The sequence below is a fragment of the Hahella sp. NS-SX17 genome, from assembly GCF_057367735.1.
In genome coordinates this window covers 6036450-6054214 of record NZ_CM170632.1, presented here as the reverse complement: position 1 = coordinate 6054214, position 17765 = coordinate 6036450, and the positions used below count along the sequence as shown (strand labels likewise).

18 protein-coding genes are annotated in these 17765 nt (G+C 52.9%); 11 read left to right on the top strand and 7 right to left on the bottom strand.

All coding sequences use genetic code 11. The annotated features are described in order from the left end of the window. Positions 1 to 28 precede the first annotated feature (28 nt). Positions 29 to 484, bottom strand: a complete 456-nt coding sequence (locus tag AC2IBB_RS27015; protein WP_486329796.1) for a hypothetical protein — start codon at positions 482 to 484, stop codon at positions 29 to 31. 204 nt (positions 485 to 688) lie between these two features. On the opposite strand from AC2IBB_RS27015, the gene AC2IBB_RS27010 reads away from it, so the two are divergent. Beyond that, positions 689 to 1900, top strand: a complete 1212-nt coding sequence (locus AC2IBB_RS27010; protein ID WP_486329795.1) for a saccharopine dehydrogenase family protein — start codon at positions 689 to 691, stop codon at positions 1898 to 1900. Here AC2IBB_RS27010 and AC2IBB_RS27005 read toward each other — a convergent pair. Next, entirely contained in the window at positions 1869 to 2816 is a 948-nt protein-coding gene (locus AC2IBB_RS27005; protein ID WP_486329794.1) for a DMT family transporter, read from the bottom strand. The two genes, AC2IBB_RS27010 and AC2IBB_RS27005, sit on opposite strands and share 32 nt — an antisense overlap. A gap of 150 nt (positions 2817 to 2966) precedes the next feature. Here AC2IBB_RS27005 and AC2IBB_RS27000 point away from each other — a divergent pair, with 150 nt between their 5' ends. Then, positions 2967 to 4079 (top strand): NAD(P)/FAD-dependent oxidoreductase, encoded by a 1113-nt coding sequence (locus tag AC2IBB_RS27000; RefSeq protein WP_486329793.1) that lies wholly within the window; start codon positions 2967 to 2969, stop codon positions 4077 to 4079. Between the two features lie 5 nt (positions 4080 to 4084). Here the strand turns inward: AC2IBB_RS27000 and AC2IBB_RS26995 are convergent, their stop codons facing one another. Further along, positions 4085 to 4819 (bottom strand): ComF family protein, encoded by a 735-nt coding sequence (locus AC2IBB_RS26995; protein WP_486329792.1) that lies wholly within the window; start codon positions 4817 to 4819, stop codon positions 4085 to 4087. 91 nt (positions 4820 to 4910) lie between these two features. Between AC2IBB_RS26995 and bioB the strand changes: the two genes are divergently transcribed. From bioB to AC2IBB_RS26950, 9 genes are all read left to right on the top strand, one after another. Continuing rightward, positions 4911 to 5987, top strand: coding sequence for a biotin synthase BioB (gene bioB, locus AC2IBB_RS26990; protein WP_486329791.1), 1077 nt, complete (start codon positions 4911 to 4913; stop codon positions 5985 to 5987). A 6-nt stretch (positions 5988 to 5993) separates the two neighbouring features. Continuing rightward, positions 5994 to 7184 carry an 8-amino-7-oxononanoate synthase gene (bioF, locus tag AC2IBB_RS26985; protein ID WP_486329790.1) on the top strand — a complete coding sequence of 397 codons (1191 nt, stop codon included), beginning with the start codon at positions 5994 to 5996 and terminating at the stop codon, positions 7182 to 7184. Beyond that, complete coding sequence (locus AC2IBB_RS26980) at positions 7177 to 7884, top strand: alpha/beta fold hydrolase (RefSeq protein WP_486329789.1); 708 nt, start codon at positions 7177 to 7179, stop codon at positions 7882 to 7884. Before bioF ends, AC2IBB_RS26980 begins: the two co-directional genes overlap by 8 nt. Before the next feature lie 18 nt (positions 7885 to 7902). Beyond that, complete coding sequence (gene bioC, locus AC2IBB_RS26975) at positions 7903 to 8742, top strand: malonyl-ACP O-methyltransferase BioC (RefSeq protein ID WP_486329788.1); 840 nt, start codon at positions 7903 to 7905, stop codon at positions 8740 to 8742. Positions 8743 to 8745: 3 nt separating this feature from the next. Further along, complete coding sequence (gene bioD, locus AC2IBB_RS26970; RefSeq protein WP_486329787.1) at positions 8746 to 9441, top strand: dethiobiotin synthase; 696 nt, start codon at positions 8746 to 8748, stop codon at positions 9439 to 9441. A gap of 115 nt (positions 9442 to 9556) precedes the next feature. Further along, complete coding sequence (locus tag AC2IBB_RS26965; RefSeq protein WP_486329786.1) at positions 9557 to 9805, top strand: flagellar biosynthesis protein FlgE; 249 nt, start codon at positions 9557 to 9559, stop codon at positions 9803 to 9805. Between the two features lie 47 nt (positions 9806 to 9852). Further along, entirely contained in the window at positions 9853 to 10824 is a 972-nt protein-coding gene (locus AC2IBB_RS26960; RefSeq protein ID WP_486329785.1) for a putative metalloprotease CJM1_0395 family protein, read from the top strand. A 372-nt stretch (positions 10825 to 11196) separates the two neighbouring features. After that, on the top strand, positions 11197 to 12996 hold the full coding sequence (locus AC2IBB_RS26955; protein WP_486329784.1) for an acyl-CoA dehydrogenase C-terminal domain-containing protein: 1800 nt from the start codon (positions 11197 to 11199) through the stop codon (positions 12994 to 12996). 162 nt (positions 12997 to 13158) lie between these two features. Further along, positions 13159 to 14949 carry an acyl-CoA dehydrogenase C-terminal domain-containing protein gene (locus AC2IBB_RS26950; RefSeq protein WP_486329783.1) on the top strand — a complete coding sequence of 597 codons (1791 nt, stop codon included), beginning with the start codon at positions 13159 to 13161 and terminating at the stop codon, positions 14947 to 14949. Positions 14950 to 15011: 62 nt separating this feature from the next. Here the strand turns inward: AC2IBB_RS26950 and AC2IBB_RS26945 are convergent, their stop codons facing one another. The 4 genes from AC2IBB_RS26945 to AC2IBB_RS26930 all read right to left on the bottom strand — a co-directional run bounded on the left by AC2IBB_RS26945 (position 15012) and on the right by AC2IBB_RS26930 (position 17764). Then, positions 15012 to 15659: an endonuclease gene (locus tag AC2IBB_RS26945; protein ID WP_486329782.1), complete on the bottom strand. Its 648-nt coding sequence runs from the start codon at positions 15657 to 15659 to the stop codon at positions 15012 to 15014. Positions 15660 to 15845: 186 nt separating this feature from the next. Next, on the bottom strand, positions 15846 to 16112 hold the full coding sequence (locus tag AC2IBB_RS26940; RefSeq protein ID WP_486329781.1) for a hypothetical protein: 267 nt from the start codon (positions 16110 to 16112) through the stop codon (positions 15846 to 15848). Between the two features lie 107 nt (positions 16113 to 16219). Further along, a complete protein-coding gene (gene holA / locus AC2IBB_RS26935) occupies positions 16220 to 17236 on the bottom strand; it encodes a DNA polymerase III subunit delta (protein ID WP_486329780.1) in 1017 nt (338 codons plus the stop codon). Between the two features lie 6 nt (positions 17237 to 17242). After that, positions 17243 to 17764 (bottom strand): LPS-assembly lipoprotein LptE, encoded by a 522-nt coding sequence (locus AC2IBB_RS26930; RefSeq protein ID WP_486329779.1) that lies wholly within the window; start codon positions 17762 to 17764, stop codon positions 17243 to 17245. Position 17765: the final 1 nt, after the last annotated feature.

Here is a 17765-nt window from a genome sequence, read left to right as displayed (position 1 = left end):
TAAAAAGGGCGTTTTTTTATACATTCGATTAGCTGGCGTTAGCGTCCGCCATTGGCGAGGCGGCGTCTGGCTCTTCCATCTCAAAAGGAACGCCTTGAACTCGGAGCCAGTTTTCATCGAGTTCCCAGCGAACAAAGTCAAAAGCTTCATTCTTCAGTACGAGGTCTTGGGCGTAAGCCTGCATTCTGGCGAAGTCTTTTTCAGCCTGCAGGACAGCGCGAGAATTGTCTCGCTCATCCTTCAGCTCCGGAAACACAATGCGCAACGCTTTCGACAGCGTCTTCTGGTTGGAGTGAAGGGTGCCCATAACGGCGACGCGGCCATCTTTCTCTATGACCCTGAAATTGTATGGGTATTTAGAGAGTACGGGGTCTTCTTTGAGTTCGTCGTTTATGAAAACTATCTCCAGGCTGCCGTATAAAATCCATAATACAAACAGCGCCGATACCAGCATTACTATGGCAAATTGTTTTTTATCCGACATGTCGGTAATTCTATTCCAAGTTTCATTAGCGTTAAGCCCCCGGATTGTCTGTTGTTTTACCTTGGGCGGGGGGTATTATAACCGGATTATTAATGTATGTATTTGCATTCGGGTGAGAATTGACGGATTCTCGCGTCCTAGGTCAAACGGCTTATTAATGCGTGGCGCTAGGCATACTGTCAAGTCGGTACAAGGATATTCCACATGGCGAACAAGAAAATTTATGATCTGGTTCTATTTGGGGCGACAGGGTATACAGGAGAGTTGACCGCCGAGTATCTGGCGAGAGCGATGATGCGGGAGGATTTCGTCTGGGCGATCGCGGGCCGGAGTCTGGATAAGCTGGAGCGATTGAAAAAGCGGTTATGCTCGATCAATCCGGATGTGCGCAGCCGATTGTATATTGTTTGGGCGGACATCGGCGATCAGGCAAGTTTGGATGCCATGGCGAGAGACGCAAGGGCGGTAGTAAATACAGTCGGGCCCTACATCAAATTTGGCGAGCCCGTGGTGAAAGCCTGTGTGACTCAGGGGGCGGATTATGCGGACCTAACTGGCGAGCCTGAGTTTGTCGATGCGATGATCAGTCAGTATGACGAAGCGGCTAAACGCAACAAGGTCAGAATTGTGAACTGCTGTGGCTTTGACAGCATTCCGCATGACCTTGGCGCTTATTATACCGTAGCTGAGCTGACGCAAGGTTTGTCCTCGGATGAGCTGGCGGATAACCCTGTCAAGGTGGAAGGGTTCGTGCGAGCAGGCGGCGCGTTTTCGGGAGGGACTTGGCACTCTGCGGTGCACGCCTTCTCAAGGGCGCGTCAGGCGCAAGCTCAGAAGCGCAAAATGCCGCGAGCGGCGGAGTCCGTCCGGAAAGTCGGAAACGTGGACTTCAGCTTGCGCTTTCGCAAAGAAATTAGCGCCTGGGCATGCCCATTCCCAACCATCGACCCGCAAGTGGTGAAACGCAGCGCCAGAGCGATGGAGGTCTATGGTCAGGAGTTCAAATATGGGCATTATGTGCAGGTGAAAAAGCTGCCAAAGGTCATCGCTGGCGCAGCCTTTGTGGGGGGCGTATTTGCATTGGCCCAACTCAAGCCTACTCGTGACTGGCTGCTTGGGCTGAAACCTGCGGGACAGGGGCCTACTCCCGAGCAACGTAGTCGGGGGTGGTTCAAGGTTGTGTTCGTTGGCTCCTGCAACGGTCGAAAGATCAAGACACAGGTGAGCGGCGGCGATCCTGGCTACGGCGAAACCTCAAAGATGCTGGCGGAAAGCGGCTTATGCCTGGCTTTGGATCGGCGCAAATTACCAAAATCCTATGGCGTCATTACGCCTGTTATGGCGATGGGGATGCCTTTGATGGAGCGGTTGCAGCATCGGGGAGTTAAGTTCGAGGTGCTGGAGTCGGCGGCTTGACGGCTTTGCCCATATCTTGAGACAGCCATAGGCCGGTCAAAATCGCTCCACCGCCTATAAAATGGTAGCTCTGCGGGTGCTCGTCAAGAAAAGGAATGGACAGTAAAGCGGTAAGCAGTGGCGTCAAATAGGCGAATAGGGCGGCGGTGCTGGGTGAGGTTTTGGTGACGCCGTAATTCCACAACAGGTACGCGCAGAGGGATGGGAATATCGCTACATACGCGATGACCGCCATCAAGTCATAAGTCCACTCGAATCCTCCTTTGAAGTGATGCTCCAACGCGTAAAAAGGCAGGATCATCGGCAGCCCCAACCCCAACAGAATAGCGAACAAGTCGAAACCTGGGATGGGGATGTCCCATTTTCTAAGTAAAACCGAGTACAGCGACCAAATGACCATGGCCGCCGCCATGATGCTGTCGCCCGCATTCATCTGCAAAGACATCAGCGTGGCGGGTTGGCCGCGCAGTATTACGTATAGTGCGCCAAGAAAGGCGAGTAGTACGCCGATTCCACTTCTAATGTTCAGGCGCTGGCCAAGTAGAGGCATCGCTAAGACTAGCGTGGCTACTGGCAGAAGCGAATTCACTAAGGTTATGTTGAGTGCTGTAGTGAATTGTGCGGAGGTGTAAAGCAGTGAGTTGAAGGTCGTCACGCCGAGAAACGCTAGCACTGAAATTTTCATCCAATGCTGTTTTATGATGTCTTTGTGGCGCAGGAATGCACGCAAAATGAATGGAGATATAAGGAGTGCGCAAACCAGCCAGCGATGGAAAGACAGCGCCAGCGGGGGGATGCTGTCATTGAAGCCGCGCGCGACCAGTGCATTGCCTGCCCAAAATAATGACGTTCCCGCCAACCCTAAGTAAGGCGCTATTCGAAAAAAGAGGGAATCCGTGGTTTTGACGTCGCTCACTGCGCGGGTCCTTTTGGGTTACTGAGAGGCGGGAATTGGACGTGTCCTGCTCTGAGGGCTTCCGAGGTTTTCAATTCTAGGATAAATTCTATCTCTTCTGCCAATTTTTCCGTTTATATCAATCATTAAGATAAGGGCGACGGACTGTTTATGGAGCTTTTTGAAACTTCCATTGTTGTTATCGGCGCGGGTGTCGTAGGGCTGGGCGTCGCCAAAGCGTTGGCTGAAAGTGGGGAGGAAGTACTGTTGCTGGAGCGGGAGAGCCTCATCGGTTCTGGCATTTCATCACGCAACAGTGAAGTGATTCATGCAGGGATCTATTACCCGAAAGGAAGCCTGAAGGCTGAAACCTGTGTGCGAGGCAAGGAGCTTCTGTATGAATACTGCGCGTCCCGGGGAGTGCCCCATCGGCGTTGTGGAAAGCTTATAGTTGCGACGCGTACTGATCAGATGGCGGCGTTACACCAGATATATGACGCAGCTGTTGCTAATGGCGTTGCGGACTTGCAATGGTTAACCCGATCGCAGGCCTTGGCGATGGAGCCGGAATTAGAGACCGTGGGCGCCCTGTACTCTCCTTCCACTGGTATCATTGACAGCCATCAGTATATGTTGTCTCTGCAGGGGGATTTTGAGCGCGCAGAGGGCCTGGCGGTTTTTAATGCGCCTTTACTTGCAGGGCGTATAAGTGCAGATGGAATTGCCTTGACTGTAGGCGGCGAAACGCCTTGTCAGATAAAGGCCAGGACGATTGTGAACTGCGCTGGATTGGATGCGATGGGGCTGCTGGCCAGGATAGAGGGGTATCCAGCAGCAAAAATCCCGCAAATCTATTTCGCCAAAGGAAGTTACTTTGCGTTGCCAGGGCGTAACCCTTTCCAGCGTTTGATTTATCCCGTGCCTGAAGAAGGCGGGTTGGGAGTACATTTGACGTTGGATTTAGGTGGGCAGGCTCGATTTGGACCGGATGTCGAGTGGGTTGAACAGCCGGAGTTTAGCGTGGACTCACGGCGGATGACGAAGTTCGCCCAGGCTATACGTCGCTACTGGCCTGGGCTGCCGGAAGGCTTATTGCAGCCTGCCTATGCGGGCGTTCGTCCCAAACTATCGCCGCAGGGGGCTGGCGCGGCGGACTTCGTCATCGAGACGCCAGAGCAAAATGGGGTTGCAGGTTGGTTTAATTTGTTCGGCATTGAGTCTCCCGGGCTTACAGCCTCACTTGCCCTTGCTGAGAAAGCGGCGAAGTCGATATTAGACCGTTGAGACGTTTAATCCATAGAGCGCCTTGCAATACTGAATACGTAAACCTCCAGTGCGCCAGCCTGTTTGAGTGTTCGTGCAAGCTCATCCACCGTGCTGCCGGTAGTGATCACATCATCAACAATGATCAGCGGCTGTTGAGGCAATTCGGATATTACTGCAAATCCATTTTTCACATTGTTGCGTCTGTTCCTGCGACTCAGCCCGGTTTGAGGCGGCGACGCCTTGATTCGGCGGCACAGTTTTGTGCTGATCTTGGCGTTGCTGTGACGGGACAAACTCCGGGCCAACAGCTCTGCTTGATTGAATCCGCGTTTACGTTGCTTGCTTTTATGCATCGGAACCGGTACCAGCAATGGAGCGGAAATATGTGAATAAGCTTGATGAAACATAGGAAGAGAGGCTTGGGCCAGAGCTTTGGCCCAGTATCGCTTATCGCCATACTTTAACTGCCCGATGACTTGATTCAATGGGAATGAGTAGTCAAAAGCGCTGGTGCTGGCGTCAAAGTGCGGAGGTTGACGAAGGCAGCGCCCGCAAGGGGCAGTATCGGGTGCGACCCGACTGATTCCGCAACGGGGGCAGGGGTGTTTCGGTATGGACAAGTCAGCGGCGCAGGCGACGCAAATATGGCTGTTACAGCTTGATTCGAGGCAAAGCAGGCAATGCTTTAGTTGTAAGCCGTTAACCTTTTCTCTGAGAAAGGTTGACAGCTTTTTGGCCCGGCTTATTATGTCTTCCATGAATTTCTCTCGTTTTTGGGTCCACTTTCCTGTGTCGAGGCGGATTATATCTCAGGCCCCGGCTAGTTTTGTATAACAGCAAGAGTTTGATATGACAGCAACCATGCAATCACCTATCCGCCATGACTGGTCTTTGGACGAAGTCGAAGCACTTTTTGCTCTGCCTTTCAACGACTTGTTGTTTCAGGCGCAAGTCATGCACAGACAAAATTTCGATCCGAATGAGGTGCAGGTCAGCACTCTGCTTTCCATCAAGACCGGCGCCTGTCCTGAGGACTGTAAGTACTGTCCCCAGAGCGGTCACTACAATACTGGCCTTGAGAAAGAGAAGCTGCTGGAAGTAGAAAAAGTGGTGAACGAGGCCAAGGCCGCCAAAGAGAAGGGCGCCAGCCGTTTTTGTATGGGAGCGGCTTGGAGAAACCCCCGCGCCAAAGATATGCCTTATGTCCTTGAGATGGTCAAGCAGGTTAAATCCCTGGGGATGGAAACCTGTATGACTCTGGGCATGTTGACGGCGGATCAGGCGTTGGAGCTTGCTGGCGCAGGTTTGGATTACTACAACCATAACCTGGATACTTCTGAGAATTACTACGGTGAAATTATCACCACGCGTACTTACTCCGATCGTCTGGAAACGCTGCAAAACGTTAGAGACGCCGGTATGAAAGTCTGCTGCGGCGGCATTATGGGCATGGGGGAAAGCGCTCGTGATCGCGCCGCCTTGCTCGCCCAGCTGGCGAACTTGCCTAGTCATCCTGAAAGCGTGCCGATCAATATGCTGGTCAAAGTGCAAGGTACGCCTCTGGAAATTCAGGAAGACCTTGATCCGTTCGATTTCATTCGCACCATTGCCGTGGCTCGTATTCTGATGCCCAAATCTCATGTGCGTTTGTCCGCAGGACGGGAGGATATGAATGAGCAGATGCAGGCAATGTGCTTTCTGGCGGGCGCCAACTCTATTTTCTATGGTGAAAAACTGCTGACAACGCCGAATCCCGAAGCGGACAAGGATATGATGCTGTTCAAGAAACTGGGTATTCGTCCAGAGCAACGCGAGCAGGCGCATACGGAAGATGAGCAGGAAGCCTATCTGCATGACGCCATTCATGTGCATGATCAACAGCAGCGCATGGAAAGCATGTTCTACGACGCCACCAAAACTGCGTAAACGGCCATGTCGAAATGGGGGCATTTGGCGCAGGCGCTGGTTGCGCGCAAACAGCGGGATCTTTATCGCAGCCGCCTGACCATAGAAAGCCCTCAGGCTCCACGAGTCGTTATTGACAGTCGGGAGTATCTCGCTTTTTGCAGCAACGATTATCTGGGGCTGGCCAACGACCCGCGCGTCATTGCTGCGGCGCAGCAGGCCCTGGGCGAGTATGGCGTTGGTGGCGGCGCCTCTCATTTGGTTATTGGCCATCATCGCGCCCATCATGATCTGGAGTTGGATTTGGCCGAATTCACCGGTCGTGAACGCGCCCTGCTTTTTTCAACCGGATATATGGCTAACCTTGGCGTCGCGTCAGCCCTGTTGGGGCGGAGCGACTATGTCATTGAGGACAAACTGAATCATGCTTCGCTGCTTGATGCAGGATTACTATCTGGAGCCAGGCTACTTCGCTACCGCCATGCGGACCCTGAACATCTGGCTCAGCGTCTGAGCGAGGTGGGCGACGCTCGGGCTCTGGTGATTACCGATGGTGTTTTCAGTATGGACGGTGATGTGGCGCCCTTAGATGCGATGACGCAAGTATGTCATAGCAAAGACGCCTTGCTTATGGTGGACGACGCCCACGGTTTTGGCGTGCTTGGAATGGAAGGCGGAGGTTGTGCGACGCATTTCGGGCTGGGGCGGAGCGATATTCCGATTTTGATGGGCACGCTTGGCAAAGCATATGGCGCCGCAGGCGCTTTCATCGCAGGGTCGGAAGAAATGATTGAAACCCTGGTGCAGTTCGCCAGGACCTATATTTACACCACTTCTATGCCTCCAGCTATTGCAGCGGCGGCCCGTATCAGTCTACGCATCAGCCGGGAAGAGAATTGGCGCCGTGAACATTTGAACAAATTGGTGGCGCGTTTTCGTAACGAGGCATCAGGAATGGGCTACCAGTTGGCGCCTTCTTTTACCCCTATCCAGCCCATATTAATAGGCGACGCCGCCGCCGCGATGGAACTGAGCGCAGTTTTGCGTAATGAAGGCATTCTGATTACCGCCATTCGCCCCCCCACCGTTCCGGCAAATACTTCGCGACTGAGAGTGACGTTCACTGCGGCTCATACAGACGAAGATTTGAACAGGCTGCTTGAGGTTTTGCATACATATCGAGGGGTGATTAACACTGCTGGGGCGGAAGATGCCTGATCGACGTTCTGGCTCTATCCACTTGATTGGCGGCTGGGCGCAACCGCAATTGGCTCTTGAACCGCTGGCTCAGGCTTTTGGCGGAAAGCCGGACGTGACGATCTGGACATTAAACGAAAGCTATACGGCATTAGTTGAGCGGATGTCCATACAGCTGAATGAACAATCGTTCATTGTGGGCTGGTCATTGGGCGGGGCGCTGGCCATACGCATGCTGGCGTCTGAAAAACTGACAGTCTCCGGTTTGGCGCTGGTGGCCTGTAACCCATTTTTCGCAGGAGATGATGACTGGCCTGGAGTTGGCGGAGAGCTACTTGACAGCTTCGCTGATGACTTAGCCTCAGATCGTATGCGACTACTGCGGCGTTTCAATTTATTGCAGACACAGGGGGCGTTTCAGGCGCGAGCGCAAGCAAGGCGAACGTTAGGCTTCGCTGCTGCTATTGAGTCCTGGTCAGATCAGCAGCTAAGCGCTTCATTGGAATGGCTGCGGGGTTGGGATTTACGTAATGAACTGGCATGCCTCAACTTTCCAGTCTCCCACTTTCTGGGAGAGTTTGATGCGATTACGCCAGTCGCTCTGGCGCAATGCCTCCGGCAAAACTATTCAAGCCGCCAAGTGGAAGTCGTTGGTGGCATGAGTCATTTTCCTGATGAAGAAGCAAGTCGAGTCATAGTCGAACGCTTGCAGTCAGGATGAAACGCGTGGACGAATTCAATGAATCATGCAGTAACGTTTAAATCCATTGTATCGGCCTCCGCGCATGCAGGCTTTGAGCGTGGCGTCATGGATAAGTCCAAAGTGGCGGAGTCATTTAGTGCTGCGGCTGCGACTTATGACTTCCTGGCCGGCATGCAAAAGGAAGTGGGTGAATATTTGGTGTCGCTCGGTCGAGAAGGCTGTCCGCAGGATATTATCGATGTGGGGTGCGGCACGGGATGGCTGACGCAGCGTCTGAAAGCCAGCTTACCGGAAGCGAGATTGTGCGCTTATGACCTGTCGGCGGGAATGATTGAATATGCCCGTGCGCATCACAATGACGTGGCGAAGATCTGGGCTGTCGCTGATATGGAGTCGCTGCCTGTGGCGGACTCCAGTCAGGATCTTGTGTTCAGCAACATGGCGATGCAGTGGCTGGATGACCCGTGTGCTTGGTTTGCTGAGGCTGGCAGGGTATTACGGCCTGGCGGTCGATTGATTTGCTCCACGTTGCTGACGCAAACGCTGTTTGAGCTGGAGCAGGCATGGGGGGGAGTGGATGGCGGTCGGCACGTTAATCGCTTTTTGAGCGCTGAGCAGGTGGCTGCCGCGGCGGAGGCTTGCGGCTTGCAGGGGGAGTGCAAGGAGTCCATGCATGTGCGTTTTCATGACTCCGCACTCGCTGTTATGAAAGAACTAAAAGGTATCGGCGCTCACAATATTCAATCGGAGCGCCCGCAAGGTCTGACAGGTAAGCGACGTCTGCGTCAGGCGCTCGAAAATTACGAAAAATTCCGACAGGAGCAAGGGGTGCCTGCCACCTATCATGTTGGAGTCTGTGTTTATAGCAGGAGCTAGATCATGGCTAAGACGTTTTTTGTAACTGGGACGGATACAGAGGTTGGCAAGACCTTTGTCTCCGCCGCGCTTTTACATGCGGCAGGAGTCCTGGGAAAACGCACATTGGGATTAAAGCCGGTAGCGTCCGGTTGTGAGCAGACTTCAGAAGGGCTGAGAAACGAAGACGCGTTGACGTTGCTGCGTTACGCCACGGTGACGCTTCCTTATGCTCAGGTAAATCCCATTGCGCTGGAACCTGCGATTGCTCCCCATATTGCTGCGCAGCAAGCAGGGCGAACTTTGTCCGCCCCTCGACTGGCTGGTTTATGTCGCGGCGCCTTAATGACGCCTCACGACTTTTCTCTGGTGGAAGGCGCTGGCGGCTGGTTGACGCCGCTGAATCCGCGCGAATATTTAAGTGACCTTGCCGCGATGCTTGATATTCCCGTCATTCTTGTGGTGGGAATGCGTTTAGGGTGTATCAATCACGCCTTGCTGACAGTGGAGGTATTGCGCAGCCGGGGCTTAAGCTTGGCGGGATGGGTGGCGAATCAGATGTCAGAGGAAGCTATGCTTCAGTTGACGGATAATCTTGAAACATTGAGCGCCAGAATTTCTGCGCCTTGTCTAGGTGTTGTTCCTAGAGCTGAGGCGCCGGATAGCCCTGGCGTTCAGGCTGCTTTGCGATTGGCCCCGCTATTTGACGCTGTATTCTGAGCAGATGTAAGTCTATCGTGTAAGTTTGTTAAGAAGTTTTGATGTTGGTTGAAAATTGATCTGTTTGATGGGTACAATCAAAACTGAGTCAGTCTAATCGCCGAGTGGTAATGCAATGATTTCAAGCGTTTTGCAAAGCGGTGTGCAAGGTGTAAAGCAAAATCTCCAGGGGATGGAAAAAGCGGCGACTGAAATCGCCAAAGTGGGGCGGCCCGTTGAGGAATCCGGCGAGCTGCGCACCGTTGACGATGCCGTGGAGTCTATTGTGGACCTCAAGTTGTATGAAAATGGCGTCAAAGCTTCGGCTAAGGTCATCAAAACTGCCGATGAAACCCTGGGAACGCTATTGGATATCAAAGCCTGAACGGTTGCGACCGCTACAGGCCTTAGCGAGGTTAACGGGAGTATAAGGTGCAGATAACCGGAGCGGGCCAGCCCGCCATTAGTTCGGTTACCCCATACTCGCCTCCTACGAAGGTGAGCAGCTCAGCTGTCGCCATTTCTGACCTGGATTCTACTCTGCCCCCTGTGCAGCCGTTGGAGCCTAGCGCTTCTTCCTCTCCTTCAAACTCTTTTCCAACCGTTATCTATAATCGCTTCGCTCAAACTACGAACGTTCCGCCCCAGGCTGCTCAGCCGACAACAACAGAAGCGGATGGAGCGACGGTTGCAGGGCAGACGGATACTGACGGTGAGCCGGCTCCGACGCAAACAGATGAACCTGTCGCTGGAGCCATTGACGCGTCGCCTGGAGCTGGTAATGGGCAAGATGGTGGAGAAGCTGGGTCACCTTCATCGCCAGAGCAGACGGAACTGCCTCAGAGCGCATCGCGAGGAAATTCCGACCCTGGTCTCAGTGAGCGTGATTTGGCTGTGGTTTCTCAATTGTCACAACGAGACTTGGAAGTCCGACAGCACGAGCAGGCGCATGTCGCTGTCGGTGGCGTCTATGCGGGGGCTCCGCAGTATTCCTACACTCGCGGTCCGGATGGACGTTCATACGCCGTTGGCGGGGAAGTGTCTATAGATGCCGGGGCAGTGCCCGGTAATCCTGAGGCCACCATTAGAAAAATGGAGCAGGTCCGAAGAGCAGCGTTGGCGCCGGCGGAGCCATCTTCGCAGGATCGTTCAGTCGCGGCTCGTGCGACACAGACTATACTGCAGGCGCGTTCTGAGCTTGCGCAGCAGCAGGCGGATGGCCGAGCTGAAATACAGGCGGAACAACGGCAAGAACGTGAACAACGTCAGCAGGAAGAAGAGAGTCGCGGTGCTTCCAGCGAACGTGAAAGCGCAGCTATTCGCACCTATCTTGATTTGATTCGCATCGGTCAGGCCTTCGAGCAGGGACTGCAGCCCAACATTCAATTGGACGAAGTGATCTAAACCCTCTTTACTAATTCTTAACCTTGTCAGGTGTTTGCTTTCGCCGCTTAAGCCGATATCTGCGCTTACAAAATTTTACCCACTTTTCAACTCAGGCAGTACGTCCCGTATCTATTTTTGTTTTTATAAAGCGTTGTTTTTAAATGATTAATTTTGCGGTTATAGGTATTACTGCTTACCCCTGACTAAACAGCTATTAAAAATTGGAACTTTAACTCTAATCGTTCTTGACAATCACCGTAAGCAAACGTATGTTTCAAACACTTGTTTGATATATCGGTGAGTATTATGGCTCACTGTGAAAAAAATCCAGATCATGGAATAAGTAGTGGCCTCGTGTTGCTGCGCCGAGTAGAGATTGAGGTAAACGTTATGCCGGAATATAAAGCTCCTTTACGCGATATCAGGTTTGTGATGGATGAACTGCTGAATGTGCAGTCTCATTACAAGGAATTACCGAGTGCGGAAATGACGACCCCAGACATGGTGGACGCAATCATCCAGGAAGGAGCAAAGTTCTGTGAGCAGGTCCTGTCCCCCCTTAACCGGGTGGGAGACGAGGAAGGTTGCACATGGAGCGAAGACGGCGTAACCACCCCTACCGGTTTCAAAGAAGCTTATCAGCAATATGTCGAGGGTGGCTGGCCTTCAATGACGGCGCCGGAAGATTTCGGCGGCCAGGGCCTGCCAGAGTCTCTCGGTCTGGTTATGAGTGAAATGGTGGGCTCATCCAACTGGGCTTGGGGCATGTATCCCGGCTTGAGCCATGGCGCTGTCAATACTGTCATTCTGCACGGCTCCGAAGAGCAAAAAGCGGTTTATCTGCCTAAGCTGGTCAGCGGCGAATGGACTGGCACCATGTGTCTGACCGAACCGCACTGTGGTTCAGATCTGGGCATTCTGCGCTCCAAAGCAGAGCCAAACGCCGATGGCAGCTACAGCATTACTGGAACCAAGATTTTTATTTCCGCTGGCGAACACGATATGGCGGAAAACATCGTTCATATCTGTCTGGCGCGCCTGCCAGATGCTCCGCAAGGCACCAAAGGAATATCTCTGTTCATCGTTCCCAAGTTTCTGGTGAACGAAGACGGTAGCCTGGGTGAGCGTAATAGCGTCACTTGCGGCTCTATCGAGCATAAGATGGGGATTCACGGTAACTCTACGTGCGTTATGAACTTTGACGGCGCCAAAGGCTATCTGATCGGCCCTGAGAACAAAGGCTTGGCGTGTATGTTCACGTTCATGAACTTTGCTCGCCTGGGAACTGCTATTCAAGGTCTGAGCGCGTCTGAACTGTCTTTCCAGGGCGCTCTTACTTACGCGAAAGATCGTTTGGCGATGCGTTCTCTGTCTGGAGTCAAAAATCCGAATGGTCCTGCCGACCCGATTATTGTTCATCCTGATGTCCGTCGTATGTTGCTGACGCAAAAAGCGTTTACTGAAGGTTCCCGCGCACTGATTTATTACACGGCAGTGCAAGGTGATTTCGTTCACCATGGCGCTACCGAAAAAGTTCGCAATGAAGCAGACGAATTGATGGGCTTCCTGACTCCAATCGCCAAAGCGTTCCTGACCGAAATCGGTTACGAGTCCGCTAATCTGGGAATGCAGGTTTATGGCGGTCACGGCTTTATCTCCGAGTGGGGGATGGAGCAGATCGTTCGCGACACTCGTATCGCGTTGATGTACGAGGGCACCACTGGCATTCAGGCGCTTGATCTGCTGGGTCGTAAAATTCTGATGACTCAGGGCGAATCTCTGAAGCGCTTCACTAAGCTGGTTCACGTGTTCTGCAAAGAGCAGGCGGAGAATGCGGAGATGAGCGAGTTCGTCGAGCCGCTGGCCAAGCTGAACAAAGAGTGGGGCGACCTCACTATGAAGATCGGTATGGCCGCCATGAAGAACCGCGACGAAGTGGGCGGCGCCTCTGTTGACTACCTGATGTACTCCGGCTATGCCGTGTTAGCGTATTTTTGGGCGCGTATGGCGTTGGTGGCGCAGCATAAGCTGGCGGAAGGAACCACTGAAACTGGTTTCTACACGGCGAAGCTGCAGACTGCGCGTTTCTACTTCAAACGCATCCTGCCTCGCACTCTGTCCCATGCACAGTCCGCACTCAATGGCGCTGGCTGTATGATGGATATGGAAGTGGAAAACTTTGCGTTCTGATTCTTGATAGGGACAAAATAAGCCCGCTGTAGCGGGCTTTTTTACATATTGATGCGAACCGCTATGTAGCCGGATTCGTAATGGCTAGATAATAGCGCGACAATAAGCACAAGTCAGAAAGACATTCATTCAGACAAAGCGATTTAGCTCGAGGGAGTAACCATGGCTGATTATTCTGCGCCGCTTCGTGACATGCAGTTTCTACTCAAAGAAGTGTTTGAAGCCGATAAACTTTGGCTCAGCTTGCCGGGCGCGCGCGACACTGTTGACCCGGATACTGCGGACGCCATTTTAGAGGAGGCCGCCAAGATTGCGTCTTCTCTGCTGGCTCCACTTAACCGTAGCGGAGATGAAGAAGGCTGCCAATGGAATGAGGGAGTAGTCACAACGCCGAAGGGCTTCAAAGAGGCTTACAACACCTTTATCGAAGGTGGTTGGTGTGGGCTGGGCGGCAATCCTGACTTCGGCGGCATGGGGATGCCGAAGATGCTGGGCGCTCAGGTCGAGGAAATGGTGCAATCCGCTAATATTTCCTTCGGTTTGTACCCTATGTTGACTGCGGGAGCCTGTCTGGCGATTGACGCCCACGCAAGTGAAGATCTGAAGCAAACCTACTTGCCCAATCTGTATTCAGGCGTATGGGCTGGCTCTATGTGTCTGACTGAGCCGCATTCCGGTACGGATCTCGGCATCATCAGGACCAAGGCTGAGCCAAATGGCGACGGTTCGTACGCCATCACCGGCACAAAGATATTCATTACCGGCGGTGAGCATGATCTGAGCGAAAACATTATTCACTTGGTGCTGGCTAAACTGCCAGACGCTCCAGCAGGTTCAAGGGGTATCTCCTTGTTTCTTGTGCCTAAATTCAAAGTCACTGCCGAGGGTGGCGCAGGTGATCGCAATCCTGTGTCTTGCGGCTCAATCGAGCACAAGATGGGCATCAAGGCGTCGGCAACGTGCGTGATGAATTTTGATGGTGCGCAAGGCTGGTTAGTGGGCGAGCCGAACAAAGGTTTGGCCTGTATGTTTACGATGATGAACTACGAGCGCCTGGGGGTGGGCGTACAAGGTTTGGCCGCAGCCGAACGGTCCTATCAGAATGCGGTTGAGTATGCGAAGGACCGTATTCAAGGTCGTTCCGCCACAGGTGTGGTCGTCAAGGAAAAAGCGGCTGATCCTATTATTGTGCATCCTGATGTGCGTCGGATGTTGATGACCATGCGTGCGTTTATTGAAGGTAGCCGTGCTTTCTCCACCTATGTGGCTAAGTATCTGGATATTTCCAAGTACTCGGACGACGACGCCGCTAAGCAGCATGCTGAAGCGATGGTCGCATTGTTGACGCCAGTTGCAAAAGCGTTTTTGACGGATCGCGGTCTGGACAGCACTGTGCTTGGCCAGCAAGTATTTGGCGGCCATGGCTACATTCGTGAATGGGGGCAGGAGCAGTTGGTGCGCGACGTGCGCATCGCCCAGATATACGAAGGCACTAACGGCATTCAGGCGCTTGATCTGATGGGGCGTAAAGTTGCGATGAACGGCGGTAAGTTCGTTGAGTTATATGCTGGCGAAGTGGCCGACTTTATCGAAGCCAACCGTGACAACAATGAGCTGCATGAGTTTTTGGAGCCGCTGGCGGCTGTATTTGAGCGTTTGTCCGATGTGACTGAATACATACTTGAGACCGTTGGGCAGGACCCTAATGCGGTTGGCGCTGCAAGCGTCGAGTATTTGGATCTCTTCGGCTATGCCGCATTTGCGCACGTATGGGCGATGATGGCTAAAGTCGCACTTGAGAAGCAGGCGAGCGACAGCTCCGGTTTCTATGACGCGAAGCTGAAAACCGCACGTTACTATTTCCGTCGTCTTCTGCCGCGCACGGTATCCCTGGCGGAATCCATAAAGTCCGGTAGCAACGATATGATGGCGCTGGATGTGGCGCAGTTCTAAGTTGTACTGACTCTTCGTGTAAAAAGCCCGCTCAGCGGGCTTTTTTAGTTTGGGGGTGAGAGTCAGCGGTTTAACGTCACCCGTTCGGCGGACTCGGGGTGCGTAACAAAAGGATTACTGTTGCCTTGCAGTTTGTGAATCTGCTCGTCTCGCCTGATTTCTTCAGGGGTTGGCGGGTCGGCGCGATGCCAGCGTTTCAGTTGGTCCAAATTGCCATACAAAGGCAGGTCGTAAGTGGTGTGCATATAGAGGATGCTGCGGGCGATGTCGCCTTTTATATCGTCAGGAGGGTCGATAATGCCAAACACCTGACGGATGCCGCACTCATCCGCTTTTACTTCGTTGCCTAACTCTTCGAATTTGGCTGCGCGACGCTCCAACTCAAAACGGGCGTCTTCTGGATAGATATTGTGTAGATCTGAAGCCATGCGCTGATAGGCTTCGTTGTTCTCTCTGCACTGTCGGGGCGTTCCGCACTCCAGGTTGTCTCTGATCCAGAGAGTGGAATAGATATAGCTTTCAGTGACCAGAATGTTTTTCTTACTGAACTCTTTTTTACAAAAAAAAGTTCTTCCTCCGTCGGCGTAAAGTTTGCCCCAGAATTCTTCCTTGAGCGTTTGTTTTGGGTCGTTGAACTTGGTCTGGGCGTGGGTGACGTTAAGTATGCCCGCCATGAAAACTACCAGCAGGATGGTGACAGTGTTCCTCATTCGCGGACCCGTAATCTGATTGTTTTTATTCGGTGATTCGCAGGGCCGCTGATATGCCCATCAGGGCTAAGCGGACCCGATTACACCTATATTACAAATTGTCAGCAAAGTACAGTGCAAACAGAGCTGCTTCCGCTGATTGGGAAGAATGGAGGTGGCAGGGACGAGTTTTCGCCCCTGCTGGAGTTACTTGAGACGGTTTTTGATGCGTTGATAGCCGCTAAGCAGTTCTTCACCCATTTGCTTGGCGGTTTCGCTGACTTCCTTGCCGGTCTGCCCGGCTTCTTTGCCAGCCTGTTGAAGTTTGCCGACAAATTTATCCCATTCTTTTTCAAGGTCTTCCCATTCGTCGCGGACCTCTGCTTTGGCCAGATTAAGCTGGACCCTCAGCTCATCCCGCTCCTGCTTGAGTGAGTCTTTCAGTCTTTTGATTTCGTCTTGCAGCGTGCTCATAGTTCATCTCTCCCGATGATTTAGGTTCCATTAATCATAGACAGCAGCGGTGTTGGGTGGTTGATCTGCATCAACGCGATTGCGGTTTTTCGGCGCTGGCGATTGAATCAGGCGGAGGGTAAACCAGCCCCCGCAAGCTCCAATGCAGCGTAAGTCAGGGTAGACCAAACCGGGGTGCTATCCAAGCCCTTTATAGACTTGTCTGCGGCCTGACAAGCTTGGTGAATGTTTCGGAGGCGAGCGGCGTTAAAGCGAGGGATGAAGCGTTTATAAAGCGCCCAGCGATTCTTGAAAACCCTCTCTTTCTGCAGCGCTTGTTCAAGGCCCTGAGATGTCTGTGAATGCTTATACAGTTTGGCGATCAGGCGTACTTCGCGAGCAAGTGACCAGAGTACGATGGTTGGTTCGAAGGATTCAGCCTGCAATGTTTGCAGGACTTTTAACGCTTGTTTGGGGTTTCGCTCCAGGCAGGCGTCCACCAAGTTGAAGACGGTGAACTTATTGCTATTGGAGATGCCACGCAGAACCTGTTCTTCATCCAGATTGGCGTCGTCGGACAGCAAGCGTAGTTTTTCCATTTCCTGCCGTGCGGCAAGCAAATTGCCTTCAACATGATCACATAATGCTTTCACTGCGCCGGATGTGGGCGTGAACCCTAATTTATGTAGGCGTTGGTTGATCCAGTTAGGTAACTGGTCATGGCTGACCGGCCAAACCTGGACGTGCAGGCTATGTGTCTCAATGGATTTGAACCACTTTGTGTTAAGAGTTGAGGATTCAATACGGTCGCTGATGATCAGCATTAAACAGTCTTCGGGGGGGGTTTCACTGAAAGCGGCGAGACGTTTTTTTCCGCCATCATTTGGGAGGTTGTCCAGATGGACTTCCAGTAGCTTCTTCTCACCGAAAAGAGAGAAGGACTGCGTGTGCTCATCGAGGGCGCTCCAGTCGAAGTTCTTGGGAGCGTGGAAGACGATACGCTCGCTGAATCCCTGTTTACGGCTGTATGCGCGAATCTCATCGCAGGCTTCCTGACGCAGCAGTGGTTCATCCCCGCTCACCACAAACACGGCGGGGGGATGTTTATTCAGGCTGTTTTGCAGCTGCTCAGGTTTGATGCGCATAGAAGCTCAGTTTGCCGTCTGCGCTGAAGCTTGTTCGCTATATACGGCGAGGCGATTGAGTATTTCCGTGGCGAGCAGTTTATCCAGATCGTCTCGGATGCCGTCTTCTTCCTTCTCCTTGCCAAGCACGCTCAGCTTATCGTACTGGTAAGACTGGAACTGCTGTAACGATGTTGGCTGAATCAACGGCTCGCCCTGTGCGTCAGCCAGACTAAAGGTGACTTTGCGGGAAAGCTCGTATTCTGCTGCGTTGGCGCTGCTGTCCAGGCTGACTGCGCGGCGATTGTTTTCAATGCCGCCTATCGTCAATGTGGGAGCGTCAGCTTCTCCATCGCTAACTTGAACAGAAGCTTTTTGCAAGCGCTCGCGGATCTGGCCGCAGAGCGCTCTGGCGTCGCCCTCCGGGCAGCTCAAGTTGAGCGCCTGGAGGGAAGGGGAGAGTTCCATCTGGCCGCGCAGGTGAAATCCGCAACCGCTGAGGAGGAGGCTGGCCATCCCCGCCAGCACTAAACTGATACCGATTCGCATC